General features: G+C 66.6%; 13 protein-coding genes and 1 tRNA gene. 8 read left to right on the plus strand and 6 right to left on the minus strand.

Features of this window, described 5'->3' with window-relative positions:
• The first annotated feature begins 530 nt into the window (after positions 1–530).
• Entirely contained in the window at positions 531–1,202 is a 672-nt protein-coding gene (locus AC6LJW_RS28075) for a lysozyme inhibitor LprI family protein (RefSeq protein WP_498088849.1), read from the plus strand.
• Positions 1,203–1,222: 20 nt separating this feature from the next.
• Here the strand turns inward: AC6LJW_RS28075 and AC6LJW_RS28080 are convergent, their stop codons facing one another.
• Together AC6LJW_RS28080 and AC6LJW_RS28085 are read right to left on the minus strand one after the other, a co-directional pair.
• Positions 1,223–2,245 carry a Bug family tripartite tricarboxylate transporter substrate binding protein gene (locus tag AC6LJW_RS28080; protein WP_056569091.1) on the minus strand — a complete coding sequence of 341 codons (1,023 nt, stop codon included), beginning with the start codon at positions 2,243–2,245 and terminating at the stop codon, positions 1,223–1,225.
• Between the two features lie 234 nt (positions 2,246–2,479).
• Positions 2,480–3,379 carry a LysR substrate-binding domain-containing protein gene (locus tag AC6LJW_RS28085; protein ID WP_056569094.1) on the minus strand — a complete coding sequence of 300 codons (900 nt, stop codon included), beginning with the start codon at positions 3,377–3,379 and terminating at the stop codon, positions 2,480–2,482.
• A 152-nt stretch (positions 3,380–3,531) separates the two neighbouring features.
• Between AC6LJW_RS28085 and AC6LJW_RS28090 the strand changes: the two genes are divergently transcribed.
• The 3 genes from AC6LJW_RS28090 to AC6LJW_RS28100 are packed head-to-tail and all read left to right on the plus strand — an operon-like array spanning position 3,532 to position 6,530.
• Entirely contained in the window at positions 3,532–4,446 is a 915-nt protein-coding gene (locus tag AC6LJW_RS28090) for an SDR family NAD(P)-dependent oxidoreductase (RefSeq protein WP_056569098.1), read from the plus strand.
• A gap of 9 nt (positions 4,447–4,455) precedes the next feature.
• Positions 4,456–5,316: a MaoC/PaaZ C-terminal domain-containing protein gene (locus tag AC6LJW_RS28095; RefSeq protein WP_498088850.1), complete on the plus strand. Its 861-nt coding sequence runs from the start codon at positions 4,456–4,458 to the stop codon at positions 5,314–5,316.
• Positions 5,313–6,530, plus strand: coding sequence for a CaiB/BaiF CoA transferase family protein (locus AC6LJW_RS28100; protein WP_427985710.1), 1,218 nt, complete (start codon positions 5,313–5,315; stop codon positions 6,528–6,530). Before AC6LJW_RS28095 ends, AC6LJW_RS28100 begins: the two co-directional genes overlap by 4 nt.
• Positions 6,531–6,545: 15 nt before the next feature.
• Here AC6LJW_RS28100 and AC6LJW_RS28105 read toward each other — a convergent pair whose 3' ends face one another.
• From AC6LJW_RS28105 to AC6LJW_RS28120, 4 genes are all read right to left on the minus strand, one after another.
• Complete coding sequence (locus AC6LJW_RS28105; RefSeq protein ID WP_498088851.1) at positions 6,546–8,837, minus strand: hypothetical protein; 2,292 nt, start codon at positions 8,835–8,837, stop codon at positions 6,546–6,548.
• 27 nt (positions 8,838–8,864) lie between these two features.
• Positions 8,865–8,936, minus strand: a tRNA-Trp gene (locus tag AC6LJW_RS28110).
• Positions 8,937–9,038: 102 nt separating this feature from the next.
• A complete protein-coding gene (locus AC6LJW_RS28115) occupies positions 9,039–10,562 on the minus strand; it encodes a fumarate hydratase (RefSeq protein ID WP_105237456.1) in 1,524 nt (507 codons plus the stop codon).
• Between the two features lie 328 nt (positions 10,563–10,890).
• Positions 10,891–11,658 (minus strand): crotonase/enoyl-CoA hydratase family protein, encoded by a 768-nt coding sequence (locus tag AC6LJW_RS28120; RefSeq protein ID WP_056569111.1) that lies wholly within the window; start codon positions 11,656–11,658, stop codon positions 10,891–10,893.
• A 268-nt stretch (positions 11,659–11,926) separates the two neighbouring features.
• Between AC6LJW_RS28120 and glyQ the strand changes: the two genes are divergently transcribed.
• Genes glyQ through AC6LJW_RS28140 form a run of 4 tightly spaced genes read left to right on the plus strand, consistent with a single transcriptional unit; the run spans position 11,927 to position 16,246 of the window.
• Positions 11,927–12,838 carry a glycine--tRNA ligase subunit alpha gene (glyQ, locus tag AC6LJW_RS28125; RefSeq protein ID WP_056569114.1) on the plus strand — a complete coding sequence of 304 codons (912 nt, stop codon included), beginning with the start codon at positions 11,927–11,929 and terminating at the stop codon, positions 12,836–12,838.
• A complete protein-coding gene (gene glyS, locus AC6LJW_RS28130; RefSeq protein ID WP_056569117.1) occupies positions 12,839–14,977 on the plus strand; it encodes a glycine--tRNA ligase subunit beta in 2,139 nt (712 codons plus the stop codon).
• Entirely contained in the window at positions 14,974–15,513 is a 540-nt protein-coding gene (gene gmhB, locus AC6LJW_RS28135) for a D-glycero-beta-D-manno-heptose 1,7-bisphosphate 7-phosphatase (RefSeq protein ID WP_056569120.1), read from the plus strand. The genes glyS and gmhB overlap by 4 nt, the downstream gene beginning before the upstream one ends.
• Before the next feature lie 4 nt (positions 15,514–15,517).
• A complete protein-coding gene (locus AC6LJW_RS28140; protein WP_056569123.1) occupies positions 15,518–16,246 on the plus strand; it encodes a lysophospholipid acyltransferase family protein in 729 nt (242 codons plus the stop codon).
• Positions 16,247–16,297 lie beyond the last annotated feature (51 nt).

Below are 16,297 nucleotides of genomic sequence, written 5' to 3' on the forward strand. Positions count from 1 at the left end.
CCCTCGGGCGCATCTACACGCCCCGCGCACCCCAGGCCGCCGACGCGCCGTGCTCGGGTGGTTTCAGCTTGGCGGGCGCTGGGGCGGGGTGGGTTCTTGAGGGTTTTGGCTGCGCTTGCGCGGGTTTGGAGCGTCTTGCGGGGCCCGCGCCCGGTTGGCCGCGCGGGCGGCCTCCGGACGCTTACGCGGTGTCTTGCGTTCGTGGATGACGCTTCGCGCTTGCGGCCGGGGGTGTGCTCGGGTGCCTGATACCTTACTCGCGATGTGCGGCGGTGTTGCTGGTGTCTGACACCCTTGGGGCACATCTGCGGCATGACGACAGTCTTCGCAGGGTGTCTGACACCTGTCCCAGTTCGGGCGTCGCAATCTGCGCTGGTGTCTGACACCCTTGGGACACATCCGTGGCATAACGGCAGTCTTCGCAGGGTGTCAGACACCATCTCCGAGATAACGGCAACACCGGTAAACTGCGCGGTTATGCGGCGCCGGTCGGCGGCCGGACTTGTTCATCCTCTGGAGAACTTCAAACCATGATCCGTTATCTGGTCCTTTCGGCTTCGCTGGCGATGGCTGGCAGCGCAGTGGCCGCCCCGTCGTTCAATTGCGCCAAGGCCTCCACGCCGGTTGAGAAGTCGCTTTGCGGCAATTCGAGGCTGGGGGATCAGGATGCCGCCATTGCGCAGCAATTCAAGGCCGTGCGCGATGAACTGGATGCGGAGGCGGCCAAGGCATTGGTTGCCGATCAGAAGTACTTTCTGGGCGTACGCGACAACGCTTATGCAGAGCCCTACGTGCAAAGCACGCCTTTCGAGGCGCTTACCGACACCATGCGTTACCGTCTGGCGTTCCTGAAGGCGATCAATCCCAAGCCGGCCGACGGATTTGTCGGCAAGTGGAGAAACATCGAAGGCGAGATCGAGATCACGCAGAATTCGCGTGGCGAGTTGCTGGTGGCGGCGAATTCGGCGCGGCCGTATAACGGGAACTGGGTTTGCGATTTGAGTGGTCGAGGCGCCGTGTCGGGCGACACGCTGACGGTGACCTATCAGGATGGACCGCCCTGGACGCTGACGCTCAAGCGCCGCGGCGCGGTGCTGGTGACGCGCGAGACGCCGCCTGCCGGTGTGAAGAATGACGGCTTTGGGCCGCCGTTCTGCGGCATGAACGGCAGTCTCAATGGCGCCTGGTTCGCGGTGCGCTGATCGTCACGATCCTGACCAGATCACTCCAGCTTGATGTTCGCGGTCTTGATGAGGTCGCGCCACTTTGCGATTTCGTCGCGCACGAATTTGCCGAATTCCTCGGGCGAGCCCGGCTTGGGCTCCGCACCCGCCGCGATCATTGCCTTTGCGGTGCTGTCGTTCGACAGCACTTTCACCATGTCCGCATTGATACGCTTGACGATGTCGGGCGGCGTGCCTTTGGGCGCCATGACGCCACTCCACGAGTAGGCCTCGTAGCCGGGCAGTCCTGATTCCGCGATGGTGGGGATGTCGGGGACCATGCTGGACCGTGTGGGGTTGCCGACGCCCAGCGCGCGGATCTTGCCGCCCTTGAGGTGCGGGACGGCGGAGGGGCCGTCGGCGAACATGACTTGCACTTGGCCGCCTAGCAGGTCCTGCATGGCGGGTGCGCTGCCGCGGTAGGGGACGTGCTGGATGCGCACGCCGGCCATGGCGTTGAAGAGTTCGCCGGCCAGGTGCGTGCCGCCGCCGGTGCCGGAGGAGCTGAAGGACAGCTTGCCGGGGTTCTGCTTGGCGTAGGCGATGAGTTCGCTGACGCTGTTGACGGGCAGCGACGCATTGACGACGAGCACGATGGGAAATACCGCGGCCATGCCTACTGGCACGAAGTCGGTGGTGATGTCGTAGCTGAGGTTGTTGCGCAGGCTGGGCAGCACGGCGTGGTGGATGGACGCGAAAAAGAAGTTGTAGCCGTCGGGCTCCGCTTTCGCAGCGAATTGCGCGCCGACGATGCCGCCGGCGCCGGATTTGTTGTCAACGACGGTGGGCACGGACCAGAGTTGGCCGAGAGGCTGCGTCGTGAAGCGCGCGGTGGTGTCGACCGGTCCCCCGGCGGGAAACGGGACGATGAAGGTCACGGCGTGGCCCGGCCAGGTGGCGGCGCGGGCCCAGGATGGAAGCATGGCGGCGGCGCATGCGGCGCCCAGCCCCGCGAGGACGCGGCGGCGGTCTTGATGGATCACGGCAGTCTCCTGAGTCTTGTTCTGGTCACGGCTGGACATCGCGTGCTGCCGCCCGCCGCTGTTTTTTATTATTTGCCGAATGCCGGAGAAGTCCGCTACGTATTTGCAAAAGCCCCTCTTTCGCGGGGGCTGAAGGATGGGCCGCACGCGCGGGCACGCCTTGTATGGCAGCCCTACGGCGCATGAGCTAGGACACATGGGGCCAGGGCAAACCCCGAGCGACGCATCTGTCGGGCGATTGGGACCGCAGGCGCGCTGTCGGCTCCCGACTACCTATTGCCCACGCGCGGCGCGCTGCACGTGGCCGATGAAGCACTCCGCGAAGCTGGGCAGGTCGCGGCCGCGTTGGCGGCACAGCAGGCGATCGCGTAGCGCCCAGGGGTCGTCCAGCTTGAGCACATGCAGAAAGTCGGGACGGCTGTAGCGCGCCGCGCAGGCGCGTGGCACGACGGCGATGCCCGCGCCAGCCTCGACCATGCGGCACACGGCCTCGAAGCTGCCCACGTGCACGCGCTGGCAGATGCGCTTGCCCAGGCCACTGGCGATGTCTTCAAGAAAGGTCTGGATCGCGCTGTCCGGGTGGATGCCGACGAACTGGTAGGCGTCCACCAGGTCCGCGAAATGCGCGGTCTTCTGCGCGGCCAGCGGATGGTCCAGCGACGTGACCACGGTGAGTTCGTCGCGGAACAGCGGCGTGACGTCCAGGCCCTCGACATCGATGTTGCCCGCGACAAGGCCCAGGTCCCCGGCGCCGGCACGGATGGCAATGACGATGTCGCCGGAGATTTTTTCTTCCAGCTCGACATCGACGTCAGGGTTTTCCGCCAGGAACGTGGACAGCGCGTCGGCCAGGAAGGAATTGGTGGCGGTGGTGTTGGCCAGCAGACGTAGACGGCCTTTCAGGCCGCTGGCGTACGGCTGCAGATCGGCGTTCAGGCATTCGAGTTGGCGGAAGACGGCATTGGCGTGCTTGAGCAGCACTTCGCCGGCGGGCGTGAGCGCCACGCCTGTGGCCATACGCACCAGCAGGCGGGCCTTGAATGCCTCTTCCATGTGCTTGACCCGCGCGCTTGCCGCCGGCAAGGACAGGAACGTGCGTTCCGCGGCACGGGTCAGATTGAGTGTTTCGCCCACGTTCAAGAACAAACGCAGGTCCGTCAGATCATGTCTCATGTTCCACCACGCAGAAGGGGGGCATTTCTAATTTTGAATTCTTCGAATGCCGGGTCGAATCTACCATGAGGCCATGCCCATGAACCAGACGGGTTGATGCGGAACTGTTTTCCACACACGGCGTGCGCGCCGCAGCACAGGAGTCAGAAGCAATGAGCGGCTTGGTATCCGGAAAGGTGGTGATCGTGACGGGCGCAGGCGGCGGCATCGGCCGCAGCGTGGCGCTGGCAATGGCGGAGGCGGGCGCGAAGGTCGTGGTGAACGACATCGGCGTATCGCTCACGGGCGAAGGCGGCGCGGACGGTCCCGCGCAGGCGGTCGTGAAGGAAATCGTCGAAGCGGGCGGCCACGCCGTGGCCAACACCGACAGCGTGGCCGCGTACGACAGCGCCAGCCGCGTCGTGCAAACCGCCATCGACGCATTCGGCCGGGTGGACGCGGTGATCAACAACGCGGGCAACCTGCGCGACCGGGTTTTCCACAAGATGAGCGAAGAGGAATGGCGCCAGGTGATCGACGTGCACCTGAACGGCTCGTTCTACATGAGCCGCGCGGCGGCGCCCTACTTTCGCGAACAGGAATCGGGCGCCTTCGTGCACATGACGTCCACGTCGGGGCTGATCGGCAACTTCGGCCAGGCCAACTACGCGGCCGCCAAACTGGGCATCGTCGCGTTGTCCAAGTCGATTGCGCTGGACATGGCGCGCTACAACGTGCGGTCCAACTGCATCGCGCCGTTTGCCTGGAGCCGCATGACAAGCTCCATCCCCGCGGAGACCGACGAAGAAAAGGCGCGCGTCGAGAAACTGAAAAAGATGGAAGCCGGCAAGGTGGCGCCGATGGCGGTGTTTCTGGCCAGCGACGCGGCCAGCGAGATAACCGCGCAGATCTTCGCGGTGCGCGCCAACGAGATCATGCTGATGAGCCAGCCTCGCCCGCTGCGCACGGTGCATCACAGCGAAGGCTGGACGCCGGAACGCATCGCCGAGATCGCCGCGCCCGCCATGCGCAAGCACTTCTATGCGTTGGAGCGTTCGCCCGACGTGATCGACTGGGATCCCATCTGAGGCCGCCACATGCCGTTGGACTATGCAACCGTGAAGGACTGGCGCTTTGACGATGTGCGCCAGCGCTATGAACAGAAGGACACCATGCTGTATGCGCTGGGCATCGGCCTGGGGCAGGATCCGGAAGACACGGGCCAATTGCGCTACGTGTACGAAAAGGACCTGCGCGCGTTCCCGACGATGAGCGTGATCCTCGGCTACCCGGGCTTCTGGGTCAGCGACCCGCGCTCGACGGTGGACTGGGTGAAGGTCGTGCATGGCGAGCAGCGGCTGACGCTGCATGCGCCGCTGCCGGTGTCGGGCGTCGTCACCGGCAGAACACGCAACACGCACGTGATCGACAAGGGCGTGGACAAGGGCGCCATCATCGTCAGCGAACGCACGCTGCACGACGAAGACGGCCAATGCCTGGCGACCCTGCGATCAAGCACCTTCTGCCGCGGCGATGGCGGTTTCGGCGACGGCGATGCCAGCCCCGAGGCCCTGCCCGCCGCGCCCGACGGCGACCCGGAGTTGCGCTGCGAGCTGCGCATTCCATCCAGCGCGGCGCTGCTGTATCGCCTGAACGCCGACCGCAATCCGCTGCATGCAGACCCGGACGTCGCGCGTCAGGCGGGTTATCCCCGCCCCATCCTGCATGGTCTGTGCTCGTACGGCGTGGCCGCGCATGCCATCGTCAAGACCTTCTGCGATTACGATGCCGCGCGGCTCACCAGCCTGAACACGCGTTTCTCGGCGCCCGTCTATCCGGGCGAGACACTGCAATGCGACATGTGGCGCATGCCGGATGGCCAGATCCGCTTCATTGCCCGCGCCAAAGAGCGCGGCGTCGTGGTCATGAGCCACGGCACCGCGACGGTGCAATCATGACGCGCCCGCCTCCTCTTGACGGCATCCGCGTGCTGGACCTGTCGCGCATTCTGGCCGGCCCGTGGTGCACGCAGAACCTGGCAGACCTGGGCGCCGACGTCATCAAGATCGAACGGCCGCACGTCGGCGACGACACCCGAGCGTGGGGGCCGCCCTTTCTGAAGGACGGAGATGGCCAGGACACCAACGAATCGGCCTATTACCTCAGCGCCAACCGCAACAAGCGCTCCGTCGAGGCCGACATGGCCACGCCGGAAGGCGCGGCGCTGATCCGGGAATTGGCCGCGGTCAGCGACATCCTTGTCGAGAACTTCAAAGTGGGCGGCCTGGCCAAGTACGGGCTGGACTACCAGAGCCTCAAGCAGATCAATCCGCGCCTCATCTATTGCTCGGTCACCGGCTTCGGCCAAGACGGTCCGTTTGCGCAGCGCCCCGGCTACGACTTCATGATCCAGGGCATGGGCGGGCTGATGAGCATCACGGGCGAGCGCGACGACCTGCCTGGCGGCGGGCCACAGAAGGCGGGCGTGGCCGTCACCGACATCGTCACCGGCATGTACGCGACCGTGGCGGTGCTGGCGGCCCTGCAAGAGCGCCATCGCAGCGGCCAGGGCCAGCATCTGGACATCGCGCTGCTCGACAGCCACGTGGCCTTGCTGGCCAACCAGAACTCCAACTACTTCAACTCGGGCGTCGCGCCCACCCGCGCCGGCAACGCGCATCAGAACGTGGTGCCCTACCAGGTGTTCGCCGCCAGCGACGGCCACCTGATCGTGGCCACGGGCAACGAATCGCAGTATCGCGCCTACTGCCGCGCCATCGGCGTGCCGGAGCTCGGCGACGATCCGCGCTTTGCGACCAACCGGCTGCGCGTCACCAACCGCGTGGAACTGATCGGCATCCTGACCGACATCATGCGCGAAGGCCGGCGTGATGACTGGATTGCCAAGCTGGAGGCGGTGGGCGTGCCGTGCGGGCCGATCAACGACATCGCCCAGGCATTCGCGCACCCGCAGGCGCAGGCGCGGCAGCTGCGGCGAGACATGCCGCATCCGGCCGGCGGCATGGCGCCCGTGACGGCCAGTCCGCTGCGGTTTTCGGATTCGCCCGTCGTGTACCGCCGCGCGCCGCCGCTGCTGGGCGAGCACACCGACGAAGTGCTGCGCGACGTGCTGGGCAAGTCGGCGGAGGCGATTGCGGCGTTCCGGAAGTAGGAGGACTCGGCCCGCTCAGTGCAGGCCGTCGAGCAGCCAGTGGCGCGTGTTGAACCAGCCCCGGAACACGCGAGCGCCTTGCGGGCCGGCGTCGTGCTGCGGCAGACGCTGGCCGTCTGCCGCCAGATGCAGTCCGCGCATGATGGGTTCGAAGCGGTTGCGAAACGCCCCGCTCTGCGCCTGGAAATGCGCATCCATGGCGACGATCGCGGCTGCCTGCTCGGCCTGCGGCATCATCGACAGAAAGAACAGCACCTGCCGCCAGGCATAGGCGGTGTTCCGGGTCATCCGCACACACGCATGCCAATCGTGGATCTTCATTTGGTGGCGCGCGCAGATCCACTCGAAGCCGGCAACCGCCATCTGGCCATAATGGCCGCGTAGCGCCGCGTCCAACCCCGCGTCTTTCACCAGCACCGCAAGATTCTGCGTGGTCAGTATCTGCTGCTGCTCGATGACCATGCCGTTGGCGCCCACTTGGCCGAAGCCAGGCTGTACGCCGGCGCGCGCGGCGCACAACCGGCCAAACGCGTCGGCGTCGTCGCCGCGAGATTTTCGCGGCAACGGCAGCGCCAGCACCTGGCTGGCATCGATGTCGAAATAGCGGGTGTACAGAGAGTCGCCGAGCAGCGCCGCCGCGCATTGCGCCGCTTCCAGGAATTTGCGTCCGAAACGCCCCATGAAGATGTCCGCCGCCACCTCATCCACCAGCGGCAGCGTCCATTGCGCACGCTCGGCAAGTGCGTGCAGTTCCTGCAGCAGCTTGTTCGGCACGGGCGCATGCGGGAATGACGCCAGGGCAAGTTCCGCGATTTCCGTCAGCGCGGCGCGGGCCGCGTCGGCGTCCTGCCGCGCCGGACGCCGAAGATCTTCCAGGGCCGCGATCCAGGGCAACCGGTCGAACGACGCCTGCCGTTCAAGGTTGAGCAAGAGAAGCGAACGGCGCCGGCGGAACGCCCGATAACAAGCGCTGTACAGCGTGCGCAACGCGGCATCGTCAAAACCGCCGCCTTGCAGGCCCGACGTGATCTGCGGCGTGAGCGTCGCCAGGAAGTCCGGCGAGGTGATCAGCCCCTGCGCCACCAAGTCGGCAAGCGTGCCGCTTTGGCAGCGCTGTGCGCGCCGGGCGATGGGCGCCGGCACCGGCTCGCCCGGCGGCAATTGGAGCGTTGCGGCTTCGGTTGCGCTCAACGGCGCCAGCACCGGGGCCAGGTCGTGCACGCCGGCCGTCTGCGGATGATCCTGCAAGCGGGCGGCCACCAGGCGCGCGATTTCATGGAATCCGACAGCGGACACCTCCTCGCGCTGACGTTGGCGCAGGGCCTCGTGCTCCGCAGACCTGGGCTCGCCATGCGCGGCTACGAAATCGCGAACGATGCGGCGTATGCGGCCGACCTGCCTGCCGGTAAGGCCGGCAGCGTCCTGCGCGCATTGCGCCAGGAGGTCGAAGAGCTCGCGCTTGTGACGATGCCTGCGCGACGTGCCGGCCGGCGACTGGCCACTGTCCTGGGCCGCATTGATCTCGTTCGTCAGCGCCTGGGCGCGTGGAATCCAGTCCTGCGGATAACGCCGGCACGGCCAATCGTCCTCGACCGTCTCAAGAAACAGGGCGACGGCGCGGTCGTAATGCGGCAGCAGGGTCAGAACGGCCGCACGCTGCGCCGCGATGCGCGGTTGCGCGGGCAGGCTGGACAGCCGCGCGGCAACGTCGCCGGCGGTGCTGACATGGATGTCGGCGCCCGACGCGTCATCGGCCGATCCGGGCGCGGGGAAGAAGCGCAGACGGTCAAAAAAAGGCGCCACCACCGCGACCAGTTCCCGCGCCGCGTCGGCAAGCCCCTGCCCCAACAGCCACGCCGCCACGGCCAGCACAGCTTCTTCCGGCACCTCGATGCGATAGTCGCCCCGCGCCAGGCTGTCTTGCAAACGCGCGACGCCGGCCTCGCTGAGAAACCAGGCGTTGAGATCGCGCCGTTCGTTGTCCGGCGCGATGCCGGAAAGCGTCGCCGCCAGCTCGCGCTCGTAGGGCGTCAACGGTCCACCGGCAAGCAGATCCCCCGTGGCAAAGCCGCCGGTGGCGACGTCCAGCGTCACCCAGTCGGGAATGCCGGGCAGCGGCGTGGCGGAGCCGTAGGAAGCCGAGCCATCCAGCGCATGCGCCAGCACCTGGCGCCAGCGCTCAACGCGCACCGCCGCGCGTTCGCGCACGGCGGGGTCCGGGTGGGTCTCGTGGGTCAGGAAGGCTTTGGCGAGCATGGCGGCGGCATAGCCGCCACCCGCCCCGTGCGCATCCGGCGCGTCATCCATGATGCGTGGCTCAGGTAAGAGGAAGGGATCCGGGAGCTGGATTCGAACCAGCGCCTATCCGGACTGGAGCCGAATGTTCTGCCGCTGAACTATCCCGGAACGACGGACGGAGTATATACATCGCTTGCGTAGCGCACCCGCCTAAAAAAAAATTGGCCGCTGGGGTCAGCGGCCAATTTGCACTTCATGCAGTCACTGCGTTCAGGCAACGGCGACCGGGATCTTGCCGATCTTGGCCTGCCATTCCTTCGGGCCGGTCGTGTGGACCGAGGTGCCTTGGGCGTCGACCGCCACGGTCACCGGCATGTCCTTCACGTCGAACTCATAGATGGCTTCCATGCCCAGGTCCGCAAAGCCCAGCACCTTGGCGCCGCGGATGGCCTTGGACACCAGGTAGGCAGCGCCGCCGACGGCCATCAGGTAGGCCGAGCCGTGCTTCTTGATGGCTTCGATGGCGACGGGGCCGCGCTCGGACTTGCCGATCATCGAGATCAGGCCCGTCTTCTCCAGCATCATGTCCGTGAACTTGTCCATCCGCGTGGCGGTGGTGGGGCCTGCGGGGCCGACCACTTCATCGCCCACCGGATCCACCGGGCCCACGTAATAGATGACGCGGTTGGTGAAGTCCACGGGCAGCGGCTCGCCCTTGGCCAGCATGTCCTGGATGCGCTTGTGCGCGGCATCGCGGCCGGTAAGCATCTTGCCCGACAGCAGCAGGGTCTGGCCCGGCTTCCAGCTGGCGACTTCTTCCTTGGTCAGCGTGTTCAGGTCGACCTGCTTGGACTTGTTGTAGTCCGGCGCCCAGTGCACTTCGGGCCATTCGGACAGCGACGGCGGATCCAGGCGCGCGGGACCGGAGCCATCCAGCTCGAAGTGCGCGTGGCGGGTGGCCGCACAGTTCGGGATCATGGCGACGGGCTTGGAGGCCGCGTGCGTCGGGAAGGTGCTGATCTTGACGTCCAGCACGGTCGTCAGGCCGCCCAGGCCCTGCGCGCCAATGCCCAGCGCGTTGACCTTTTCGTAGAGCTCGATGCGCAGCTCTTCCAGCTTGTTCTGCGGGCCGCGGGCCAGCAGCTCGTACATGTCGATGTCTTCCATCAGCGACTGCTTGGCCATCAGCATGGCCTTTTCAGCCGTGCCGCCAACGCCGATGCCCAGCATGCCGGGCGGACACCAGCCGGCGCCCATCGACGGGACGGTCTTGAGCACCCAGTCCACCAGCGAATCGCTGGGGTTCAGCATGGCGAACTTGGTCTTGTTCTCGGAACCACCACCCTTCGAGGCGATTTGCACGTCGACCTTGTCACCCTGGACAAGCTCGACGTGCAGGATACAGGGCGTGTTGTCGCGCGTGTTCTTGCGCGCAAACAGCGGGTCGTCCAGCACGGAGGCGCGCAGCGGATTGTCCGGATTCAGATAGCCGCGGCGCACGCCTTCGTCACAGAGCTCCTGCAGGGTGCGCTTGGTGTCAAAGCGCACGCTCATGCCGATCTTCAGGAAGACGTTGACGATGCCGGTGTCCTGGCACAGCGGACGCTTGCCCTCGGCGCACATGCGCGAGTTGGTCAGGATCTGCGCCATCGCATCGCGCGCGGCCGGGCTTTCCTCGCGCTCGTAGGCGCGCGCCAGGTGGCGGATGTAATCGACGGGATGGTAATAGCTGATGAACTGGATGCCATCGGCTATCGACTGGATCAAGTCTTCTTCTTTAATGATGACGGACATGGCGATTTGCAGGTCTGGAGGGGAAACGTGAAAACGCGGCTGATCCGGTGATCAGCCGCAGTAGAAAAGAACTATTTTGCCGCCGGGCCGCCCCAAGGCAAAATGCGCCCCCTCGGGGGGCAGCAAGCGCGCGGAGCGTGCGCGGCGTGGGGGCATTTTTTCCCGCCGGGCCGCCCCAAGGCAAAATGCGCCCCCTCGGGGGGGCAGCAAGCGCGCGGAGCGTGCGCGGCGTGGGGGCATTTTTTCCCGCCGGGCCGCCCCAAGGCAAAATGCGCCCCCTCGGGGGGCAGCAAGCGCGCGGAGCGTGCGCGGCGTGGGGGCCAACCACTTATTTGCCTTGCCACACGGGCTTGCGCTTCTCGGCGAAGGCCGTGGCGCCTTCCTTCGCGTCGGCCGACGTGAAGATGTGCGCGATCAGCGGGCGCTGGCGGTCGAACATGCCTTCCTGGTCCCAGTCGCCGCCTTGCGCGACGATGCTCTTGGCGGTCTGGACGGCCAGCGGGCCGTTTTCGACAATGGCACGCGCCAGTTCCAGCGCGCCGGCCAGGGCTCCGCCCGGCTCGGTCAGGCGGTTGACCAGGCCGAAGGCGTGGGCGCGTTCGGCGCTCAGCATTTCGCCGGTCAGGATGACTTCCATGGCGATGTGGTACGGCAGGCGGCGCGGCAGGCGCAAGAGGCCGCCGGCGCCGGCCACCAGGCCGCGCTTGACTTCGGGCAGGCCGAACTTGGCGTTGCTGGCGGCCACGATCAGGTCGGAGGCCAGCGCCATTTCGCATCCGCCGGCCAGCGCGTAGCCTTCGACCGCGGCGATCAGCGGCTTCTTGGGCGGGCGTTCGTTCAGGCCGGCAAAACCGCGGCCTTCCACGTAGGGGCGTTGGCCGGACGCGGCGAACGCCTTCAGGTCCATGCCCGACGAGAACGTGCCGCCGCCACCCGTCAGGATGCCGATGCGCACGTCGTCACGGCTGTCCAGCTGGTCCAGCGCGGCGGCCATGGCCACGGCGGTTTCCAGGTTGATGGCGTTCTTGGCCTCGGGACGGTTGATCGTGATGATCTGGATGCCGTCGGTGACTTCCACCGTGATCAGGTCAGACATGGGACTGCTCCTTTTTCGCGAATTTCTCGGAATCGGGTTCCGGGTTTTATATAAGACTCAGGCTCAACCCGGAATCATACGACCATTGGTTTACGGGCGCAGGCAAAGGCCCCCCCGTGTCCACCAGGGGCACATTCGGGGACGCCTTCGGACCCAGATGTAACCGGTACGGCCCCGCCCGGGCCCGCTACAGCCGCAGGCCAGTTAAAATGCCGGGTTTCCCACGCGCGGGGCAGTTTTTGCCCGGCGGCCGAATTCCAAGAATCCTATGCTCACCTTTCAGCAAATCATCCTTACGCTCCAGGAATACTGGGACAAGCAGGGTTGCGCCCTGCTGCAGCCCTACGACATGGAAGTCGGCGCCGGCACCTCGCACACGGCCACGTTCCTGCGCGCCATCGGTCCGGAGCCCTGGCGCGCCGCCTATGTGCAGCCCTCGCGCCGCCCGAAGGATGGCCGCTACGGCGAAAACCCCAACCGCATGCAGCACTACTACCAGTACCAGGTCGTGCTCAAGCCCGCGCCGCCCGAAATCCTGGATCTGTATATCGGTTCGCTGAAGGCGCTGGGCATCGATCCCACGCAGCACGATATCCGCTTCGTCGAGGACGACTGGGAAAACCCCACGCTCGGCGCCTGGGGCCTGGGCTGGGAAGTCTGGCTGAACGGCATGGAAGTGACGCAGTTCACGTATTTCCAGCAGGTCGGCGGCCTGGACTGCACGCCCACCACCGGTGAAATCACCTACGGCCTGGAACGCCTGGCCATGTACCTGCAGGACGTGCAAAGCGTGTACGACCTCGTCTGGACGGAAGGCGCCAACGGCAATCGCGTTCTGTACCGCGACGTGTTCCACCAGAACGAAGTCGAGCAATCCACCTACAACTTCGAACACTCGTCGGCCGAGATGCTGTTTGCGCATTTCAACGACTACGAAGCCGAAGCCAAGCGCCTGATGGACGTGCCGCTGGCGCTGCCGGCCTACGAGGCCGCGCTGAAAGCCGCGCACACCTTCAACATGCTGGACGCGCGCGGCGCGATCAGCGTGACCGAGCGCGCCGCCTACATCGGCCGCATCCGCAACCTGTCGCGCACCGTCGCGCAGGCCTACTACGATTCCCGCGAACGACTGGGCTTTCCCATGCTGGGCCGCGACAAGGCCGCCGGGGAGGCAGCATAAATGACGACGAACATCCGCCCGCTGCTGGTTGAACTGCTGACCGAAGAACTCCCGCCCAAGGCCCTGCAGAAACTGGGCCAGGCCTTTGCCGAAGGCGTGCGCGCCACGCTGGACCGCCACGGCCTGCTGGCCGAGGGCTGCGCCGTCACCCCGTACTCGACGCCGCGCCGCCTGGCCGTGCACCTGTCCGCCGTGCTGGCGCAGGCGCCCGACCAGGCCTATGCCGAAAAGCTGATGCCCGTGAAGATCGGCCTGACCGAAGACGGCAAGGCCACGCCCGCGCTGCAAAAGAAGCTGGCTGCCAAGGGCCTTGAAAACATCGACGTGTCCACCCTGGACCGTGAATCCGACGGCAAGCAGGACTACCTGGTGGCGCGCGGCACGGCCGCGGGTGCGCAACTGGCTGCCGGCCTGCAGGAAGGCATCGAAGCCGCCATCGACGGCCTGCCCATCCCCAAGGTGATGCGCTACCAATTGGCGGACGGCGTCTCCACCGTCAAGTTCGTGCGCCCGGCGCATGGCCTGATCGCCCTGTTCGGCGCGGACGTGGTGCCGGTCTCGGCGTTGGGCCTTGCCGCCGGCCGCGAAACACTCGGCCACCGCTTCATGAGCGAGGGCGCCATTGCCATCGCCGATGCCGACGCCTACGTCGCCACGCTGGCCGAAAAGGGCCATGTCGTGGCCTCGTTCGAGGCGCGCCGCGCCGAGATCCAGCGCCAATTGCAGGAAGATGCGACCCGCCTGTCCGCCACGCTGGGCGATGACCCCGAAGTGGCCGCGCTGCTGGACGAAGTCACCGCGCTGGTCGAGCACCCCACCGTGTACGTGGGCGAGTTCGAAGAGCAGTTCCTGCAGGTTCCGCAGGAATGCCTGATCCTGACCATGCGGCTGAACCAGAAGTACTTCCCGCTGTTCGACCCGGCGACCGGCCGTCTCACCCACCGCTTCCTGATCGTGAGCAACATGCGCACGGACAATCCGGTGAACATCGTCGAAGGCAACCAGCGCGTGGTGCGTCCGCGTCTGGCCGACGCGCAATTCTTCTTTGAAACCGACCGCAAGACGCCGCTGGCCGCGCGTGTCGAACAGTTGGGCTCCATCGTTTATCACAACAAGCTCGGCACCCAGCTCGAGCGCGTCGAGCGCGTGCGCGCGATTGCCCGCGGCATCGCCGGCGAACTGGGCGGCGACGTGTCCGCCGCCGACCGCGCTGCCATGCTGGCCAAGGCCGACCTCGGGTCGAACATGGTCGGCGAGTTCCCCGAGCTGCAAGGCATCATGGGCGCGTATTACGCCGCCGGCGACGGCGAGCCCGCCAGCGTCGTCGAAGCCCTGCGCAGCCAGTACCGCAACCGGTACGACGCGCCGGTCACGCAGGACACCCTGACTGCCGCCACGCTCTTCATCGCCGAGCGCGTCGAAACGCTGGTCGGCATCTGGGCGATCGGCCTGGCCCCCACCGGCGAACGCGACCCCTTCGGCCTGCGCCGCGCCGCGCTGGGCCTGATCAGCGCCTTCGAACAACTGGCCGCGGGCGGCTGGCTGAAGATCAGCCAGAACGGTCCGCTGACGCTGGACGGCCTGCTGCAATTGGCTGCCGGCACGTTCCCGGCCGGCAAGATCCCGGCCGACACGCTGGCCGAGGTCCGCACCTTCATCTATGAACGCTATCGCAACCAGCTCATCAACGACTTCGACCGCAACGCCGTCGAGGCCGTGATCGCGCTGACCCCGCCGCTGCACCAGGTGGCCGAACGCGTGCGCGCCGCCGCCGCGTTTGCGCAGCTGCCCGAGGCCGCCAGCCTGGCCGCCGCCAACAAGCGCATCGGCAATCTGCTCAAGAAGGCCGAGGGCGAGATCGGCGCCGTGAACGACGCCGCGCTGGTGGAGCCCGCCGAAAAGGCGCTGGCCACCGCCGTGGCGGCCCTGCGTCCCAAGGCCGAAGCGCAGCTTGCCGACGGCGACTTCGCCGGCAGCCTGTCCACGCTGGCCCAGGCCCGCGAGCCGGTCGACGCGTTCTTTGCCGACGTCATGGTCATGGCCGAAGACCCGGCCGTGCGCGCCAACCGGCTGGCCCTGCTCGCCCAGCTGCATGGCCTGATGAATCAGGTCGCCGACATCTCCAGGCTCGCCCAGTGAAGCTCATCATCCTCGACCGCGACGGCGTCATCAATCAGGACAGCGACGCATTCGTCAAGACGCCCGACGAATGGATCGCGCTGCCGGGCAGCCTGCAGGCCATCGCGCGCCTCACGCAGGCCGGCTGGAAGGTGGTGGTTGCCACCAACCAGTCGGGCTTGGCACGCGGCCTGTTCGACATGGACACCCTGACGGCCATCCACACCAAGATGCGGCGCGAACTGGCCGCGGTGGGCGGCAGCGTCGATGCCATCTTCATGTGCCCGCACGGCCCTGACGACGACTGCAGCTGCCGCAAGCCGCGTCCCGGCATGTTCGAGCAGATCGGTCACCGCTACGACATCGATCTGGCCGGCGTGCCGGCGGTGGGCGATTCGCTGCGTGACCTGCAGGCCTCGTCGGCCGCGGGGTGCTCACCCTGGCTGGTGCTGACGGGCAATGGCGCCAAGACGCAGGCCAAGGGCGGACTGCCGGACAACACGCGCGTCTGCAATGACCTGTCGGCCGTGGCCGACGCCCTGCTGCAGGACGCGTGACCCGATGGCCCGGCTTCGTTCCTTCCTGTACTTCGTGTTTCTGGCCGTCACGGTCATTCCGTACGCCTTCGCCTGCGTGCTGTGGGCGCCGCTGCCGCTGCACTGGCGCTACAAGCTCACGGTGGGCTGGCCCCGCCTGGCCATCTGGGGCGCCAAGGTCTTCTGCGGCATCCGCTGGCAGGTCAAGGGCTGGGAAAACCTGCCCGACGGCCCGGCGGTGCTGCTGTCCAAACACCAGTCGGCCTGGGAAACCCTGTTCTTCCCGGCCTACATGCCGCGCGAGGTCTGCTTCGTCTACAAGAAAGAGCTGCACATGGTGCCGTTCTTCGGCTGGGGCCTGGCGCTCTTGCGCATGATCGCCATTGACCGCGCCAAGGGCCGCGACGCGTTCGAACAGGTGGTCAAGCAAGGCCAGACCCGCCTGAACGAAGGCCGCTGGCCGCTGCTGTTTCCCGAAGGCACGCGCGTGCCGCCCGGCCAGGCCGGGCGTTTCAAGATGGGCGGCGCGCTGCTCGCTTCGCGCACCGGCGCCGTGGTCATTCCCGTTGCGCACAACGCCGGCGAATGCTGGCGCCGCAACGCCTTCGTCAAGTACCCCGGCATGGTCACCCTGTCGATCGGTCCCGCGATAGAATCCAAGGGACTCACCCCCGACGAACTGAACCAGAAGGTTCAAGCATGGATCGAAGGGGAAATGCGGCGTCTCAACCCCGAAAGGTATGCCCAGCACTGATCAGCTAGAACTCCTGTTCGGTACGCAGGAAGACGACGCGCCCGCGGGCGC

It is taken from the genome of Achromobacter sp. 1012554356 (assembly GCF_059760815.1).

What these genes read in the sequence shown, in the direction of transcription:
- AC6LJW_RS28095 (WP_498088850.1), top strand. Translation starts at nt 4,456, where the DNA reads ATGCCGTTGGACTATGCAACCGTGAAGGACTGGCGCTTTGACGATGTG.
- AC6LJW_RS28100 (WP_427985710.1), top strand. Translation starts at nt 5,313, where the DNA reads ATGACGCGCCCGCCTCCTCTTGACGGCATCCGCGTGCTGGACCTGTCG.
- AC6LJW_RS28140 (WP_056569123.1), top strand. Translation starts at nt 15,518, where the DNA reads ATGGCCCGGCTTCGTTCCTTCCTGTACTTCGTGTTTCTGGCCGTCACG.
- glyS (WP_056569117.1), top strand. Translation starts at nt 12,839, where the DNA reads ATGACGACGAACATCCGCCCGCTGCTGGTTGAACTGCTGACCGAAGAA.
- AC6LJW_RS28090 (WP_056569098.1), top strand. Translation starts at nt 3,532, where the DNA reads ATGAGCGGCTTGGTATCCGGAAAGGTGGTGATCGTGACGGGCGCAGGC.
- AC6LJW_RS28115 (WP_105237456.1), bottom strand. Translation starts at nt 10,562, where the DNA reads ATGTCCGTCATCATTAAAGAAGAAGACTTGATCCAGTCGATAGCCGAT.
- AC6LJW_RS28080 (WP_056569091.1), bottom strand. Translation starts at nt 2,245, where the DNA reads ATGTCCAGCCGTGACCAGAACAAGACTCAGGAGACTGCCGTGATCCAT.
- AC6LJW_RS28120 (WP_056569111.1), bottom strand. Translation starts at nt 11,658, where the DNA reads ATGTCTGACCTGATCACGGTGGAAGTCACCGACGGCATCCAGATCATC.
- glyQ (WP_056569114.1), top strand. Translation starts at nt 11,927, where the DNA reads ATGCTCACCTTTCAGCAAATCATCCTTACGCTCCAGGAATACTGGGAC.
- AC6LJW_RS28105 (WP_498088851.1), bottom strand. Translation starts at nt 8,837, where the DNA reads ATGGATGACGCGCCGGATGCGCACGGGGCGGGTGGCGGCTATGCCGCC.
- AC6LJW_RS28085 (WP_056569094.1), bottom strand. Translation starts at nt 3,379, where the DNA reads ATGAGACATGATCTGACGGACCTGCGTTTGTTCTTGAACGTGGGCGAA.
- AC6LJW_RS28075 (WP_498088849.1), top strand. Translation starts at nt 531, where the DNA reads ATGATCCGTTATCTGGTCCTTTCGGCTTCGCTGGCGATGGCTGGCAGC.